Source organism: Peribacillus sp. 05N428 (genome assembly GCF_056397085.1).
Map to the genome: position 1 here is coordinate 1 of NZ_JBFTMS010000065.1, position 16,410 is coordinate 16,410.

Annotated in this window: 18 protein-coding genes and 2 pseudogenes; 4 read left to right on the forward strand and 16 right to left on the reverse strand. The window is 32.6% G+C overall.

From position 1 onward, the window contains the following. The 8 genes and pseudogenes from AC1DIV_RS28135 to AC1DIV_RS28170 all read right to left on the reverse strand — a co-directional run. Positions 1-607, reverse strand: a pseudogene (locus AC1DIV_RS28135) (tyrosine-type recombinase/integrase); the annotation flags it as partial. Then, a complete protein-coding gene (locus AC1DIV_RS28140) occupies positions 604-1,746 on the reverse strand; it encodes a tyrosine-type recombinase/integrase (protein ID WP_105718934.1) in 1,143 nt (380 codons plus the stop codon). The pseudogene AC1DIV_RS28135 and the gene AC1DIV_RS28140, both read right to left, overlap by 4 nt. A gap of 137 nt (positions 1,747-1,883) precedes the next feature. Further along, positions 1,884-2,030 (reverse strand): annotated as a pseudogene (locus AC1DIV_RS28145) (ATP-dependent DNA ligase); the annotation flags it as partial. Between the two features lie 315 nt (positions 2,031-2,345). After that, the gene (locus tag AC1DIV_RS28150) at positions 2,346-2,933 is read right to left on the reverse strand and encodes a hypothetical protein (protein ID WP_105718935.1); all 588 of its coding nucleotides are present in this window, start codon (positions 2,931-2,933) and stop codon (positions 2,346-2,348) included. Further along, entirely contained in the window at positions 2,920-3,330 is a 411-nt protein-coding gene (locus tag AC1DIV_RS28155; protein WP_105718936.1) for a hypothetical protein, read from the reverse strand. The genes AC1DIV_RS28150 and AC1DIV_RS28155 overlap by 14 nt, the downstream gene beginning before the upstream one ends. Before the next feature lie 241 nt (positions 3,331-3,571). After that, a complete protein-coding gene (locus AC1DIV_RS28160; RefSeq protein WP_105718937.1) occupies positions 3,572-3,871 on the reverse strand; it encodes a hypothetical protein in 300 nt (99 codons plus the stop codon). A gap of 451 nt (positions 3,872-4,322) precedes the next feature. Beyond that, positions 4,323-5,231: an SEC-C metal-binding domain-containing protein gene (locus AC1DIV_RS28165; protein ID WP_105718938.1), complete on the reverse strand. Its 909-nt coding sequence runs from the start codon at positions 5,229-5,231 to the stop codon at positions 4,323-4,325. Next, entirely contained in the window at positions 5,209-6,594 is a 1,386-nt protein-coding gene (locus AC1DIV_RS28170) for a hypothetical protein (protein ID WP_105718939.1), read from the reverse strand. Before AC1DIV_RS28170 ends, AC1DIV_RS28165 begins: the two co-directional genes overlap by 23 nt. Before the next feature lie 223 nt (positions 6,595-6,817). On the opposite strand from AC1DIV_RS28170, the gene AC1DIV_RS28175 reads away from it, so the two are divergent. Beyond that, complete coding sequence (locus tag AC1DIV_RS28175; RefSeq protein ID WP_105718940.1) at positions 6,818-7,390, forward strand: recombinase family protein; 573 nt, start codon at positions 6,818-6,820, stop codon at positions 7,388-7,390. A gap of 183 nt (positions 7,391-7,573) precedes the next feature. Further along, complete coding sequence (locus tag AC1DIV_RS28180; protein WP_105718941.1) at positions 7,574-7,891, forward strand: hypothetical protein; 318 nt, start codon at positions 7,574-7,576, stop codon at positions 7,889-7,891. Between the two features lie 141 nt (positions 7,892-8,032). Here the strand turns inward: AC1DIV_RS28180 and AC1DIV_RS28185 are convergent, their stop codons facing one another. From AC1DIV_RS28185 to AC1DIV_RS28210, 6 genes are all read right to left on the reverse strand, one after another. After that, positions 8,033-8,497 carry a hypothetical protein gene (locus tag AC1DIV_RS28185; protein WP_105718942.1) on the reverse strand — a complete coding sequence of 155 codons (465 nt, stop codon included), beginning with the start codon at positions 8,495-8,497 and terminating at the stop codon, positions 8,033-8,035. Between the two features lie 234 nt (positions 8,498-8,731). After that, the gene (locus AC1DIV_RS28190; RefSeq protein ID WP_105718943.1) at positions 8,732-9,358 is read right to left on the reverse strand and encodes a hypothetical protein; all 627 of its coding nucleotides are present in this window, start codon (positions 9,356-9,358) and stop codon (positions 8,732-8,734) included. Positions 9,359-9,449: 91 nt separating this feature from the next. Beyond that, entirely contained in the window at positions 9,450-10,844 is a 1,395-nt protein-coding gene (locus AC1DIV_RS28195) for a TcaA 3rd/4th domain-containing protein (RefSeq protein ID WP_105718944.1), read from the reverse strand. 115 nt (positions 10,845-10,959) lie between these two features. Then, a complete protein-coding gene (locus tag AC1DIV_RS28200) occupies positions 10,960-11,352 on the reverse strand; it encodes a hypothetical protein (protein ID WP_048882938.1) in 393 nt (130 codons plus the stop codon). Positions 11,353-11,384: 32 nt separating this feature from the next. After that, on the reverse strand, positions 11,385-11,948 hold the full coding sequence (locus AC1DIV_RS28205) for a hypothetical protein (protein WP_105718945.1): 564 nt from the start codon (positions 11,946-11,948) through the stop codon (positions 11,385-11,387). A gap of 19 nt (positions 11,949-11,967) precedes the next feature. Beyond that, a complete protein-coding gene (locus AC1DIV_RS28210) occupies positions 11,968-12,432 on the reverse strand; it encodes a hypothetical protein (protein WP_105718946.1) in 465 nt (154 codons plus the stop codon). Between the two features lie 122 nt (positions 12,433-12,554). Here AC1DIV_RS28210 and AC1DIV_RS28215 point away from each other — a divergent pair, with 122 nt between their 5' ends. Continuing rightward, the gene (locus tag AC1DIV_RS28215) at positions 12,555-13,322 is read left to right on the forward strand and encodes a homing endonuclease associated repeat-containing protein (protein WP_048882941.1); all 768 of its coding nucleotides are present in this window, start codon (positions 12,555-12,557) and stop codon (positions 13,320-13,322) included. Positions 13,323-13,435: 113 nt separating this feature from the next. Further along, entirely contained in the window at positions 13,436-14,152 is a 717-nt protein-coding gene (locus AC1DIV_RS28220) for a hypothetical protein (protein ID WP_105718947.1), read from the forward strand. Between the two features lie 137 nt (positions 14,153-14,289). On the opposite strand, the gene AC1DIV_RS28225 is transcribed toward AC1DIV_RS28220, so the two are convergent. Then, a complete protein-coding gene (locus AC1DIV_RS28225) occupies positions 14,290-15,828 on the reverse strand; it encodes a hypothetical protein (RefSeq protein ID WP_105718948.1) in 1,539 nt (512 codons plus the stop codon). Between the two features lie 72 nt (positions 15,829-15,900). Then, positions 15,901-16,410 (reverse strand): hypothetical protein (locus AC1DIV_RS28230; protein WP_477577864.1); only part of this gene is annotated, 510 nt, incomplete at its 5' end.

Below are 16,410 nucleotides of genomic sequence, written 5' to 3' on the forward strand. Positions count from 1 at the left end.
TCAGATTTTTAGCTTCCCAAATGTCTTTTTCCCATTCATCTCGAAAGTCTATTAGTTTATTAAACTCAGTTAGAAGATTTAATAAGTACTTGGCCCGGGGAGACTTAACTTTATATCCATCCCGTTTGCTAATGTAAGAAGTCGATACTTCGTTTTTCTCTAACCAAGATAGCCACTCGCTGTTTGCCTTGTCAATATTCAAATCAGTGAGAGAGTTTAGATAGGGGTATTTTTCATTTACAAAACGGTTAAATAATTGAATGTTATTGGCTTGGCCAACAAACATAGTGTTCATGGTCCATTCATCCTGAAATATTTTTCTATACACGAAAAATTTAAGTTCTAAATTAATTAGCTCGCTTTTGAATGGAAAATAGATTGTTTTCCTATTGAAAGTAGGGTTTTCTAAATAAGATTTAAAATTAGAAATTGTCCTAAAAAAATTAATATGCCATGAATTCTCAATTAAAAAATATGGATTATTGACAATTACTTTTTGCACATTTTCATCCCCATCGATATTACGAACCACATAGGATGATAATTCATTCCTCATGTAATCGTGTACACTTTCAAAATCCTGGCTTAATAAAGGATTAATACTCATTCATTGGTTCCCCCAGGATTATTCTTGTTGTAAATCTTAAAAGCATGTTGGGCTTTTTCCCAATTATTGCGAATATCTTCTTTAGAAGGGTGAAGGTATAAGTTCATGGTTGTTTGAATATTACTGTGACCTAACCGTTCTTGAACTTGTTTAATATCACCAGTTTGTTTGTAGTATAGAGTCGCGTGAGAATGCCGTAATAGGTGAGGATGAACAGAGATATTGCTTTTTTTCCTTAAGCGTTTAAATAGAGCTGATACATCTTGGTAATTCATGCCCTGACCTGCATTTTTCCCACGTAGTTTAACAAATACGAAATTTTTATGAATATCCATTTCATCTAAGATTTCGTATAGGTAGTCATCATACAAATCCATTAATTCTTGGGAAACATAAATTTCTCTTTCTCCTGTCTTCAATCTTGCTCCATTCTCTAATTCTCCCCGATCAACTAAGCGTATCCGGTGACCATTTTTGTGATCAAACACAAAGTCCTCCAGGTAAAGTGAAAGTAGTTCTCCAATCCTTAGTCCTGTTTCAAATAGAGTTTGTAAAAGCAACCTATCTCTAATGTTACTAGTTGCTTTAATTAAATCCCTTACGTCCTCTTTAGTTAATGTCTTAATTTTTTTCCTCTTCTTTTTGATTTTCAAGATGTTCTTATGTACTGATTTATTTTTATTCACATGGTAGAGGAAATCTTTATATTGTCTCTGTCCTCTGTTAAAAACCTCCTGCATAACAGTATCAGCTAATGCTTTTGCAATTTCTTCGTTTCTGAAAAGGTAGTTGTAAAAACCTGTAACTGCCGTAAGAATCAAGTTAATTGTACTCTCTGTCTTTCTAGCCTTTGTTTTGGAAATGGGTGTAATATTTAAGCTTTCAAAAGGGTTTCTTAACCATCCTATAAATTCTACTAAGTGTTCTAATTTTACTAGGCTATAGTTGATATTCTTTTGATTTAAGTAATCAAAATATTGTTTCAATGCGTAGCAATAAGTCTTTTGCGTATTAGTACTCTTTCCCGTTGTATCTAGATATTTTAGGTATTTTAACACCGGAAGAATAGGAACTCCCACATCATCTATGAGCATGTATCTTTTGCTGTGATTCTCTAGGAAAACTTCTTGAACCCTCATTTACTAAACTTGCCCCCCTATACTAAACATAGTAAACATATTTTCTTAAATCTTCTTAATCATTTTAATATACAAAAAAAAGAGAATTAATGGTCGTATATTGAACATTTTATCCTCTAATTATTATAGTATAGTTAATCATTATTGTGACGAGTATACAATTTAATCTGATTATCAAACTTAGAAAGAATCAAACGAATTCCATCAAGCTTGAGCTCAGTTATGAAATCATCGTCCTCGAAGGGTTGCTCTGTTTTGTGCAATAGCATTGGAGAAATAAACAAAGTTACCACCTCATAATAATTGTAGCATTGATTGTTGAGTTATCTATAAGGTAGATTATGTTAATAAAAATAAGTATATAAAATAGTTTAGTTCATAAAAAAACTAAACGTAAACCTATCTGAAAGTGAAAACATAACTTTCCATCTTAAAAAAACACTACTTTTTTTAAAAATGAATGTCTGAGAAACGCTCTACAGCAAAATTAAATTCATTTTGGCTTACAATTACCTATTTGATTTAAAATACAGAAGATCATAAATTCTTGCCTAAAGACAAAAGCAGGGTTAACCCTGCAAAAGCCTTTAGGCTATATATTATTCATCATTATCTAGGATACGAAGAATGGTGCTCATAGCTTCAGTATTATCTCCTTTACGTAGTTTATCAATAAAATCCATGTAGAGAAGTTCAATGACTCGTTCAATGGTAAAGCCATGGTTTGGGTGGTCTTCTTCCAAATCAGCAAGCAAGACTTCTCCACGAAGGGCATATTTTCGCCTCACTCTTAAATGTAAAGGTTGCAGTTCTTCATGTTGTTCCTTATGAATGAGTTTAAAAATGGAGTCCGTTTTCTTCTCCAAAACAGCAGTCTTTCCAGACTCATGTTCCAATGTATTGAGGACCTTAAAAATCTTCTTTAAATCTGGGTTTCTCTTTCCCTCATAAAGAAAATCTTCGTATAGCAGCGTCAATAAATCCTTTTGGTCAAACGACATTTCTGATAAATCTTGGATATCCTCACAAAACACTTCGGCTCTTAAATAACTATTTAGGGGAACCTTTATGGATAATAAAATCATGGATGATTTATTCATTTTATGAAGCATTTTTCCGATAAAGTTAGTGGACCCTATAAGTGATAGTTCTTCATTGATGAGATTCGCTTGGCTATATTTCCCCATCTGTTATGCCTCCTAGCTGTTTCTTCTTTAAAGCCTCCATAAAAATTCTATGAGCTGCCTGTCTGGTACTACAATTCCATTCGATACCATATTCCCCTATTTTCCGAAATGTCTCATGATCAACCTTGCAATGGACGGTAGAGGGATGGTCTATATAGGTGACGTCAGGAAATACAAAAAGGTTCTCAAGGCCATATAAAAGCAGTTCTGTGGAAGTTTTGGTTTTAGATCCATACCAATGTTTCCTTGATTCACGCAATACAATCGTATTCGTTATTTCGGAAACAGGGATTTTTATATCATGCAGCTTATCAGTCCGGATCTTTCTTTTTTGAGGTTCCGGGTTTCTTTTTTTGTTAGGGGAAAGGCTGGGATTCAATGGCTTATCTCTTCTCATTGGCTTTCTCCTTCCTAAAAAGGGTTTTATGTTTGGGTAGGTTGGTAAGTAGGTATCTCGGTCCTCCTCTAAGAGTGGAGGGAGGTATATTTTAAAGGCTTAACGGCAAGGCTCTTGATATGTGAGGTGATATAGATGAGTAATAAAGATGGAATATCAAAAGAATTGGCTAAGGCCTTGGCAAATAAGGCATCAGCTTCCCACGCTATTAAGAGTGTCGATAAACCAAAAAGATAAAGGATCATCCGATAATTAGTTTAATGCCACCTTGTTCAATGATTTTGACCTGGGGCGTATCTTCTTTTTTAATATAGCTTTGTTCCTGCCAACATTTCTCTTCATCTATCCTCCATGCTGGGCAGGGGAGAGGGACGTCACCCTTCTGATATTTTTTAAGGATATCGTTATATTCTTTTGAATGAGCTGCTATAAATAAGGCCAGACGGAAAATTTGGTTGCGATCTAATGAAGTGGCATTATTAACTTCATTTACATAGTCCTGATAAATGGACGGATATCTTACAGTAGGTCGATATGTCATTTTGAATTACCCCCTTTATACAAGGTATGACGTCAGTTGGTTAAAATGCTTATTGTAGCTATATAAACGATTTAACACATTGGTGGTTCCACTAAAAAAAATTGTTTTTTGCTGCACCCCTAATTTCATATTAGGATTTTCCCTTTTTTTAGATAAAATCCAAAAAATAAAAATCCCGGTTTTGGCCGGGATTTGCTATGAATGGTTTTAACCGGAAACTTCTTTTTTCATTATGAATTTCCATACTTTTTTTGTTCGTCTATTTTCTGCTTTAAAACAGAGTGTTGTTTTGTTTACTTAAGTTTCCTATTTTAATTGATTGGATTCCCCGATTAAGATTTATCCAATATTTTAAATGCAGTCGCTCTTATTTTGAAAATTATTTCGACTCAAGGTCATAAATTCTTGTCTAAAGACAATAGCAGGCCCTGCCGTCAGTCTTCAGGATAATTCATCTTCCACAACATTTTTTATATTTTTTACCTGAATTACAAGGACAAGAGGCATTTCTTTTTAGGACAGGTTTCTTATTTAAGCTAACTTCACTAACTCTCATGTCAGTAAAATATGTCCAATTTAGTTTTGAAGTGAAGTATTCCGATGGTGCTCCATACAATGTGAAAAGAACATTATTCAGAGTATTTACCTTATAGTATTCTTCATCGATACTTGAAATTGAGACATTGATGCAATTATCCTTAAACATTTCACCATACTTATCATATACCCAAGCTTGTGCAATTGTTGACCTTACTCTTTGTGGGTAGTCCTCCCACGGAGTAGAATACGTAATTCCTGTAAATTCTTCTACTATAGGCTCTAACTGATCTTTATAACCTGGCATATGGAAATGTCCTTCTTTTACAAGTTCAGCAAAGTGATCCCTAGCTTCTTTCCACTCACTATTGTTAAATCTTATATAGTTCAAGTCAGGTATTGTACTATTTATGATTTCTATTGCCTGATCTACATTTATTAACTCGCCTTCAAATTTATCGAATTTCATAGAAAGAACTAATATATAAGAAAGGACCTTGATTGGAACAGGTCTATTATTAATTACATCATAAAACTCTACTACTGATATTGTTCCATCATTATGTGCTTCTAGAACACAAAAGAATAATTGAGTGGCATCTCCATTTGGAATATCATCCGCATTTCCAGATAAACCACCGTAATTCCCAGCCTTCTCAGCCTTTCCATTAGCCTCTACCCCCTCCATAGCATTTAAAAATGCTTTAACTAAGGGGTGAACCTTATAATCTGGATTTTTTCTTAACTTCCTTTTTACATAACTAATATAGGCTTTAAAGCTTATTTCAAATTCTGCAGCATCATATACTTCTTTGTTTTGCATCAATAAGTACCCCCATCAAACTTTTATTGATCTTTTTCTTTGATTCCACCAATTTCGCGGTACCTGTAAATAAATCATAAGCACCATATACTGTACTCGCTACACCAATAGCTGGAATGATGGCCAAACTTACAGGAATGCTAGATATTACCCCTGCAACTAAAGCAAGCATGTCAATAGAGAACTTTATCTTCAATTGCTTTGATAAATCTTCTAATTTTCTTGAATGTTCGCTTAACACGTCCTCTAGATTTATCGAGGCTTGTTTTTTTATCTTATCTTCATCAACACCATCTAAAGTATGATGAATGTTTTTCCTTAAAGCCTCTCGTACACTTTTTATTTCTTCTTCATTCCTTAATAGATAAAACTTATCCATATCAATATTTTCAAGCCATCTAAATTCTTGGGTTTGCAGAGCGTATAATATTGTGTTATCAATATCAGGGGTTCCTCTGTGCATTTGATTAATTTGATTAATATCCCACTTATATAAATTCCAGTTATCTTTACGGTCAAATACGATTTGGGATGATAAATATTGGGATTGAAAAACTTGTGTTCCTAAATTCATAAATTGGCCATACATTTTTAACGCTAAGGTTTGACCCATAGATAAAGTTTGTCCCTTAAAAGTTTCTGATATATCAATATGCATTTGGTTAAATCTATCTAACATGTTTGATTCATTGAAGAATAACAATCGCCAATCCTTTATGTCTTTAATGAGTTGGTCACTTGATCTAATACCCCCAAGGTATTCCCATACATCATCGGAATCACTAAAATCTCGCTCAAGGAGTAAACGGAAGTAGTTGTCACCACTCTTATCTGTTTTTTCTTTTATATTCATTCTAATTTCCTCATCAATAATAGATGGGAAAATAATTAATAGTGGTATGCTTCCCTCCCCAAAAAAGAGTTTTTTCATATCAAGCAAGTTAAAGGTATGTTTTACCAATTGATTTAAATATGCTTTATCCGTAGCAACTTTTTTAGTATTTAACAAAAAAGAAAGTGGATCTTCAATTAATAAAGTATCTAAATATAAAGCTGTTTTCTTTATAAAATTAACTCCCTCTAAAGGAGATGGATTACCAGAATACATAACTTTAAAAATATCTGTATTCTCAACTATTGAAATAATTTCAGAACTATTTTTTTTCCAAAATGCTTGTAGGTCTTCTTCTAAATCCTCAATACTTACCAATATAGCTTGAGCAGCTGTCTCTAAGATTCTAAACTTTTCAGCCTGAAAAAACTTATCTACGCCGGGAGTATAGAGAATGCCAAAGTAGTCTTCAATCAGTTCAAAGTACTCTCTGGTTATTCTTTCTAATTTTTTAATGTCAAAAAAATACATATTTACCCTCTCACCCCTTTAATGAAAATGCTGATAATTTTAATTATATAACTTCTTCAACCCTTCTACCGAAAGGATTGAAATATATTGTCTAAAACTTAAAACTTTAAGACACTCTTAAAATCAAACATATTATTTGTTAATTTACCCTTGTTTACTGTCTAAAAGTTAGTCTATAATTAAATGTGTAAAAGTTTTAGTACTTATAGACAAAGGATGATACATATTGTTAATTGGTTATGCGAGGGTTTCAACTACTGGCCAAGATTTAGAAACACAAAAGGAAATTTTGGAAAATGAAGGGTGTAAAAAGCTTTTTGTTGAAAAAGTAACAGGAACAAGTACAAAACAAAGAGCCCAACTTTATGAAGCTATTGAATTTGCACGAGAAGGAGATACATTAGTAGTAACTAAAATAGATCGTTTAGCTCGTTCTATTATGGACTTGAATAAGATAGTTCATGAACTAGCTGAAAAAGGGGTTAATGTAAGATTTGTAAAAGAAGATATGAAGTTTGATGGTTCAAACGAAGGAAACAGCTTACAAACTCTGCTTTTTAATATTTTAGGTTCATTCGCACAATTTGAACGTGATCTTATTGTAGAAAGAACTACAGAAGGTCGGGATAGGGCTAAGAGGCAAGGGAAACATATGGGAAGACCAGGGCAAGATGAAAAGACTTTAAAACGTGCTATTAAGCTATATAATGAACGTGAAACAAACGGAATGAGTGTAAAGGACATTGTAAAAACTACAGGAGTTCCACGATCCACGTTATATGCAAAGATTAAATGATTCTTAAACTGACTAGGTGCATTTAATTGAGATCCGGGGCTGCCATTTGGTGGCCTTTTTGCTTAATGAACTAAAGGGGCAGGTTAGTTCAATAAGGTTGGAACATCTTTCTGGATAAATAAGAAAGATGTTTTGTTAAGATAGAAGAAGTAACTACAAAGTAACTTGGAGGATATAGGCAAAATGCGTTCTTTCCTAGATAAAATTAAGAATACTTTTTTTGAGAAGTTGTCACGCAGAATTAAACCTCTGATGTTTGTACAGATATTATTATCAATCATTGCAATATTTGTTTCGTTGCAAGCATTAAATGAAATTGATACCACAGTTTATTACACATATTCCACGATTTTAAAAATTACATTAGGTTTTGTGATGCTTTTAATAGGGATTGAAAATTATTTAGTTAACAAAAGAAATAAAAAAGAATATATAATTTGGTTTGTCGCTGCCTTATTATCTTTTGGAATGGCTATTGACCAATTTTACTTCTTACGCTAAAGGGTGCTTTAGCTAAAGATCGGAGCTGTCTTTAAGGCAGCTCTTTTTCTTATGGAACTAAAGGGGCAGGTTAGTTGAAGAAGAATAAAATGAGATTTCTAGAAGCCGTCAATAAAAAAAGAACACGAATATGTCCTTTTTTTATGGCTCTTTGTGTTCATACTTCACCAACTTGATTGGAGCGTACTCTTTCGGTAAGTCTTTCATCAATTGGCGACTCGGTTCAACTGCAAAATAAAGAGTATCTCTACCTAACACTTTTTTATCTGTTGTAGGTGACAATGACACTTTTAGCATATATGAGAATTTATCGCTAAAATCATTACCAAAATAGATAGAAACCATTCCATAATCGGGGTCTTCACTTGACGGACCATAGCCAGTAGGTTTTAATCCCTTGCTCTTATAATAACTTTGAAAAGCCTCCATTATTTCCTTGTGGTATAAATCCGTTATAAAATAGCTGAAGTATCTGTTATTGAAACTATTTGCTTCCGGAAAATTAGGTATTTCGTTTTCCTTATTATTGTTTGAGGCAGAAACGTTTGTACTTATTGTGAAACTAGAAACTAAAAGTATTATCATAATAAATCGTTTTATTTTCATATAGGACCTCCCATTTTAAAGTTAATATGCCCTATGTAATTTATTTTAATTATTAGGTTTTTTCTTATTAAGTTAATGTGGCAGGTTAGCAAGTTTGTGAAGGTTTGTACTTAAACAAACGGGTGCGTTAGTTCATTAAGAACACCTTGTAGCAGTTAAATACCAAAAGACATTTTCCGAGTTTAGGAAAGTGTCTTTTGGTATGGCATTCTCCCTTTTGACACATTGTCTATTTTAATTATTTATTCCTTTTATTTCGTGGAATCGTCCTATTGCTATAAAAACGGTACTAAAAAAATATACGAATCCGTATAGTATCTTTAATTTTGTATCCATGCCATCATCGTTATCCAAATGGGTAGGCCATTCATGATCGGCATATTCAAAATATTCATTACTATTTGCTTTCCTGTCTTCACTGTCTATGTCCATTTCATTCATATAGCTCCAAATATGGTCTAATTTGTAATTAAGTTCTTCTTCGTTATATTCTTCGTCCATAGATTTTTGGCTATCCATTACAACGAATTGCCATATTAAAGCAAAGAATAGTAATGCATATCCCCACATCTCTAATTCTCTCGCGACTCTTGTACTAATTCTTAACTTTTTAATACCCATAACAAAACAAAAGACTCCTGGTACCAAGGGTATAGTAAAAAATAAAATTTCGTGGTATTGAAAAAAGTCCCCATAAAAGAAAACTTCGTTTTGGTTTAATACTATACCCAACATTAGTACAGGAATGATAAACATCATCAAAAACCATAAAATTGGTATTACTAAAGGGTATTTATTAACTATTATTCTCAGTTCTTTTTTGAATCTCCTCGGTTTCTTTTTGAATCTCCTCGGTTCCATTTGAGTAGCTCCTTAAAATAAATTTGAATATATAAAGTATAAGAGAATAAAGCCTACTTCCTTTGAATAACAAGGATCGTAGGCTTTTTTATTATTTAAATTCACTTTTCACAACGTCTTTCCCTTTCATAAATTCATCATCGGAATAATAATCCTCTAATTCATCTATCGTCCATTGTTTTGATTTTTCATCATAGGTTGCCACGACCAAATATTCTTCAAACACTTCTTCTAATGGATCATCTTCATTCCATCCATAGTATTGTTTTTGTTCACTATGAAGTTCTACTGGAAGCTTTACTCGATATTGATCTTTTTCTTTCGATAAGATTATATTTCCGAAGTCAATGCGTGTTCCCAGCGCTATCCCTTTCCAATAATTTTCGTTTGATTTATCAAACTGAATATCTTCAGCATATTCTTTAACAATATTGTCGGATGCTGTTTTAATAACAGAAGCATTTTGTTGAACTAAAGCTTGAACTCGTTGTTTAGCAAAATCATTGATAACTTGTACAACCTTGTCTTTATTTTCTTTCTCTCCAAATGGTTTAGGTGTAACATCCACACTCACTGTATCTTCATCTACCGTTTGCGCGACACTTGTTGCAGCTCCCCAGGGATATGTAACTTCTCCACGAACCTTGATTGAACCATCCGTTGATACGGGCCCGAAATTTGTTTCCTTGTCATCATCACTATTACCAAACAAGCCTCCAACATCCTCTTTAATCATTTCGGCTTTTTTTCCTGTAATTTTCCCATTTACAAATATCTCAACATTTTCAATGGTTGCTTCAACATCAATTTTTTTTCCCTCTACATCCAATTCAATTTCACTTTGACGTTCTTCATCATCGAAAAGAGACACTTCATCTTTTGTTTGGATATTAGCAAATTCATATTTTTTGGTTCCTGTAATGGTATATTTGCTTGGCGCTAGTCCAGTAATCGTCTCTTCAAGTTGACCTTTTTTTGTTTCAAAAACTTTTTTTCCGTTTAATGTAATCACCGTATCAGGTTGATTGGCTGATACTTTAAGGGAGTACGGACGAGCATAAATATGAAAACCACCAAATAATCCACCGTCTTTTTTAAGATAAAAATCTCCTGCATTTTTGATTTCACCTTCGGTAGCATTTTCAAAAATAGGGTTTTGTAACCTTGCTTGACTATCTTCTTCTAAAATGGCACGTTGTGCATGTAAGATAAAAATAAGCTCTTGCGTGTATTCATTATTGTCTTTGGCATATGATATAAATTGCTCTACATCTTCCTTTGTTACTTTCATGTCTTTATTCGGTGATTCGATTAATTTCTCTAAGGTATTTGTATCACTTGTCAGAACAGCATTTTCAAATTCATTCACTAAATCCTCACTACTTGGACGGATTGCAAAAATAATAGATATTATTATTAACACCAAAAAAATCAAACCAATTATTAAAGTAATCTTTCGTTTCTTATTGTTCTTTACAATTTCCATTTTTATCTCCCTTTTGAATGTCCTTTATATAAGTCTCCTAATACCCCATCAAAAATTTGTTTAGATAATATACATGTATTATATTGTAAATCAAATGGAAATTCTTCTATATTTTTCAATTTAGTAACTCCTTCTCAATATGATTAATTATGTTTATCACTTTTCCTTCTAATTTTAGCCATTTAAGTTTTTCAATATGTCCCCTTAATAGAAAAAAACCACTTAATTCAGAACAAATAGTTTTTATTGCATGTTCATGATCATGTTCATTTGTACTTTTTTCTACCTCTATAAGAGCAAACGGTAAATTATGAGTATAATCCATTAAACTAGCTAGAAATCGATTTGCACTTTTAACTACTTCATTTGGAAATTCCTTCGAAGAAAGTTCCCATGCAATCATGCGGACGATAATTTGACTTTCAGTTAAAACCTCATACGCAGCATCCTTTACCCTTTCAAGGTTTTGGGAAGCAATTTGATTTAGTTTTTGCTCTATCTCTTTCAAACTCTCACCTTCTCTTTCTTTTTTCCTAACAATTATTTCGTTTGGAAATATTCTTTAAAAGTTCTATCCTTTTTAAAATTCATGTATTCTTCATCAATAAAATCCGAAGGTATTTCTTTTACTTTTTTCCATTTTAGTTTTGAAATTATTCGTTTTGTAAATTTCCTATTTTCTATATCCTTTTCTTGTTTACTGTAACAAGCTCTGCAAAGCAAATTATAATCTCTTGGGTAATTTTCTATATTGGCATACATGGAGTTGATATTTAAATGTTTGGCAATACACGTTCTATGCTGACCATCTGTAAATACAAAATGCCCACAATCTCTGGGATGCATTCTAATTGAAAAAACCGACTTTTGGAAACTAGGGTTTTCAAAATAATTATCATTTAGCAAAGATTTTGCTAATTCACGACACGACATAACATTGCTTTCATGAAATTCATTACCTTCTTCTATGCTTATACATTCTGCTTCTTCTTCACTTAAATATAAAGAGCACACACCTTTTCTTAATTCATAACAATCAAATTTACCTAATCGGTAAGAATACTTACATTTGGTTGGATCTAATTCTTTTATTTCGTAACTCAAAAGTAAACACTCCCATTCCCTAGAAATTAATAATCTGATTATTTACCTCTCTGGTGACTTTGTTTATTTTTTTACTCTCGATAAAGGGAACTTCTATTTCTGTGCTTTGTCCTGAATTGCTAATAATCTTCAATTTTGATTTACTACAATGGCATAAAAGTAAAAAACCAGTTAGTAGTTCAATTACTCCTAACGTAAAAAGTTCCGGTGAAAGCATAAGCCTAAATGATCCTGTGAATAGCCATAAACCAAGTAGCAATCTAATCACATGAATTTTTGAAGAGGATTTTACGGACGCAATATTACGGAGGGTAATGTTTTCTGAACGATGACCGATTGGTAAAAATCCAAAAACTGTATTTTTAGATTCAACCATAATCCTTCTATTCGTTATTTTAAATTTAGTTGGTAACCAAAAAAATAATAAACTCGATCGACAAGATTCAGAATGAATAATTTGCTCCGATTTATACTGTTGGTTCATTTCATTTCACCTTCTTTTCACGAATGTTATATAATTATATTATAACACAAATAATTAAACTTTAATACCATATATTTGCTAAAATTAACTTATTAACCAACTACTTTGAGGTGTAATATTACATGAGCAACAAAGAAGATATTCTAGTAAGTTTGAAACAAGAATTACTGAGGATTGGTTCTTCAAATCGGGCAAGTTACGACCAATTGAAAAAAACAGGTAATTTATCAAGTAGTCAAATTAGTCGAAACTTAGGATTAAGCTGGCGGGAAATAGTGAAAAATCTGGGATTTAAACCTGAAAGGGAACTATCTCCATCTAATGAAATGTTAACGGCTCTTAAGGTTGAATTTAAACGGTTGCAAAGCTATAAGAAGGAAGATTATAAGAAGCATCGAAACAAACAGCAATTCCCCTATCCTGGTGTTCTTACAAAACATTTAGGAATGACATGGGCTGAAATAACAAAAGCTTGTGGCTGCCCCGATACAAAAGAAAGCCTCAAAGATAATGTCAGTGATGAAGATTTAATAAAAGAATACAAAGAAATGAGTAAAGTAATGGGGAAACCAGCAACAATTGAAGAATTGAAAAAAACAACTGAATATTCATATGATATATATAGACAGCATTTCGGCACTATAGGACAGCTTAGGGAAGCTTGTGGGTTTAAAGTAAAAACAAAACGTGCTGCACCTATTATTACCAAAGATGATTGTTTATGTGAGTTAAGAGCGATCTATAATAAGAATGGCCGTTTAACTTACAATCAATTAAAAGATAAATCGACTATATCCTTATCAACAATCTTTAGAAAATTTCACACAACAAAGATTAATGAGATATGGGATGAAGTATTGAAGACTAAAAAAACAGAACAAGACAATTAATATAGGTATTAATAAAGATATATTTAAATATAACTTTATTAGGCTTAAGCCTAATAGGTTTTTAGAAATCTATAAATTAGTTTTAAAACAAAATATGGAATAGAGGTAAAAAAATGAATAATGTTTTTACACGTGGTTGGATTAATCTTTCCATTCAATGGGGTTTAGATGGTTTTTCGAACTATATAGATGAGATGGAGGAAATTCTTAGTGTTCAGCTAAAGAAATTAGAAAAAGAATATAAAGAGGAGATTAAAAATATTTCAGAGGATCAAGCCGAAGACCTCTTTGATTATAATTACGCAGATAAGGTAAGTTACTTAAAAGATGAATTCCCTAATATCCTGCGGAAATCCTTTGTAACCTCATTGTATTCCTTTCTCGAACAACAATTGGGCAAGATTTGTGAACAAGTACAACTAGCTAGACAAGATGATTCAAAAATTCGTACTGGAATTTTTTATTCTCACAAATACCTAACAAAAGAGGTTAGGGTTGACTTCGATACTTTAAATGAAGCATGGAGTAAAATAGAAAAAATCAACAAAATTAGGAATCATATAGTCCACAACGGTGAAGACACACTAAATAAAGTAACAGATCCAAAAAGTAAGAAAGATGAAAAAAACAATGAAACTCTTGACGCTTTTATTTACTATAATCTTGCTAAAGAAGATAAAGATTATAATGACTTTTTGAAATCGGAAAATAAAGTACATAAATTGAAATATGATATAAAGATATCTAGTGATTTTTGTGAAGAAATACTAAGTGACACTAGGGAATTTTTTGATACACTTACAAATTTGTTAAAAGACCATCAAGCATAACTATATAGAAGGCTTTTTAATAAAAAATATTCATTTTCGAATAAGGACTCTTCCAGTACTTTGATTTTTTGTTATATCTTATATAAATAGGATAAGTAAAAAGAAAAAGAAGCAATTTTTTAATTGCTTCTTTTTAATCATGCTTTATTCACGTCAATATCTTCTTTCGTTTCTTTTTTATCTTTTGTATCTTTCGTTTCTTTTTTATCTTTTGCCTTCTTCACTTCTTGCTCCTTATTTTCCTTCTCACTTTTAAGGTTCTCAATTTTAGTTATTAAATCTTTATTACCTTTTGACTCTGCAAATTCCATAGCTTCATCAAACTTATTTAATCCAATATAAGCATCAACTACTAATGATTCTCTACGTCCATCAAGTTTAACATCATCTTTTAATTTTATGACAGTATTAAAATCCTTATTAATTGAAGCTTTTTCAAACTTAATTACCGGTTCATCTGAATCAATGTTTTTAACCACATCTAGATTTTCTTTAGAAACCAAATAATTTATTACACTATAAGAAAACTTAGGTTCTGCATCTATAGCTTCTTGGTACTTACCAGCCATTAAGTACGAAAAAAGAATAGCTCTTTGAGCATCTTCACTCAACTCATTAAAAGATGTTTTCATTTTTCCGAAGTTTTGTGATGCATCCTCATAATTTTGAATCGCTGCATATTGAAGGCCTTCTATTAAAATATCTTCATCCTTTTCACTATTAGCAAGAGTTGTCTTAGCTGGTTCCCCTTTACTAAATAAAGTAATCACTATAATGATTAAAACCAATCCTACCATTGTTCCTGTTATTACTTTTAATTTAGATTTATCAGCAAAAAATGATTTATTATCTTCTTCAAAAGTTGCCTGGGAAGCACTTATTCTTTCTTTAATCTTTTTCTTTTCTTTCGGTGGCCTTTTTTCTATGATCGGCTTAACCTTTTTTTCTTTTTTTGGCTTGTCGGCCTTAGTTACTTTTTCTTCAATATCCTTCCTGATTACTGAAATCTTAGAAAAAATAGATTTAGTGGGTTTCTCGACTCTGGGTTCTCTTTCATCTTTTTCATTTTTCAATCCTTCAAAAAGCATTAAAATATTATTTAGTGTTTTTGCTTGGGCAATTTTAGATACTAATTTATACCGTTCTTGACTACACTTGCTAAGAGCTGCTTCTAATCCATTTACCCTTATTTCATCATATTTAGCTGATGTTAAAATAAATAAGACTACTCTTTTAACTTGTGTCTCGATATCTTCTTCATTATATGATGCAGAAGGCATTAGACCTTTAACTCCACGATATAAAAACTTAACTTCTCGTTTTTCTGGGTTTACAAGGATATTTTTATCATCTAGGACCGTAACTAATTTTTCATAATTTTTTAGTTCATTTCCTATTTCACATAACTTTTCTATAAAATCATATTTTTCCTCTTCCGTAGAGTTGGATTTAAAATACCCTAGAGTACGAAATCCGTCCTCTACTTCAAATTCCATTAGAAAAAACATCTTATTTTGAGTCAGTTCCAGGTTAGTGACGGGAAACATAAAGGGGATATCCCTTATAAATTGAATTTCTTCTATAGAGTTAATATTCGTCCTTTCTAAAGGAACTTCATAGGTTACTATATTATTATCAAAGCCTAATGTACCTTCATTAAAACTAATCTTTTTCAATAATCCGTCCTCCTTAACGTTTAAAATTAAGTAGAGAACAGAATTCTTAACGCATTCTGTTCTCTCTTAATCTTAAACCAATGTTGAATCGTTAGTGTCTGGTGTTTCAGGTTGTTGCTCAACTGGTGCTTCAGGTTTCTCCGGCTCTGGCTGTGGATCTGTCGGCTGTTCCGGCTCAACTGGTGGTTCCACTGGATCTGTCGGCTGTTCCGGCTCAACTGGTGGTTCTACTGGATCTGTCGGCTGTTCTGGCTCAACTGGTGGTTCTACTGGATCCATCGGCTGTTCTGGTTCAACTGGTGGTTCTACTGGATCTGTCGGCTGTTCCGGCTCAACTGGTGGTTCTACTGGATCTGTCGGCTGTTCTGGATCAACTGGTGGTTCTACTGGATCTGTCGGCTGTTCCGGCTCAACTGGTGGTTCTACTGGATCCGTCGGCTTTTCTGGTTCAACTGGTGGTTCTACTGGATCTGTCGGCTTTTCTGGCTCAACTGGTGGTTCTACTGGATCTGTCGGCTTTTCTGGCTCAACTGGTGGTTCTACTGGATCTGTCGGCTKTTCYGGCTCAACTGGTGGTTCTAC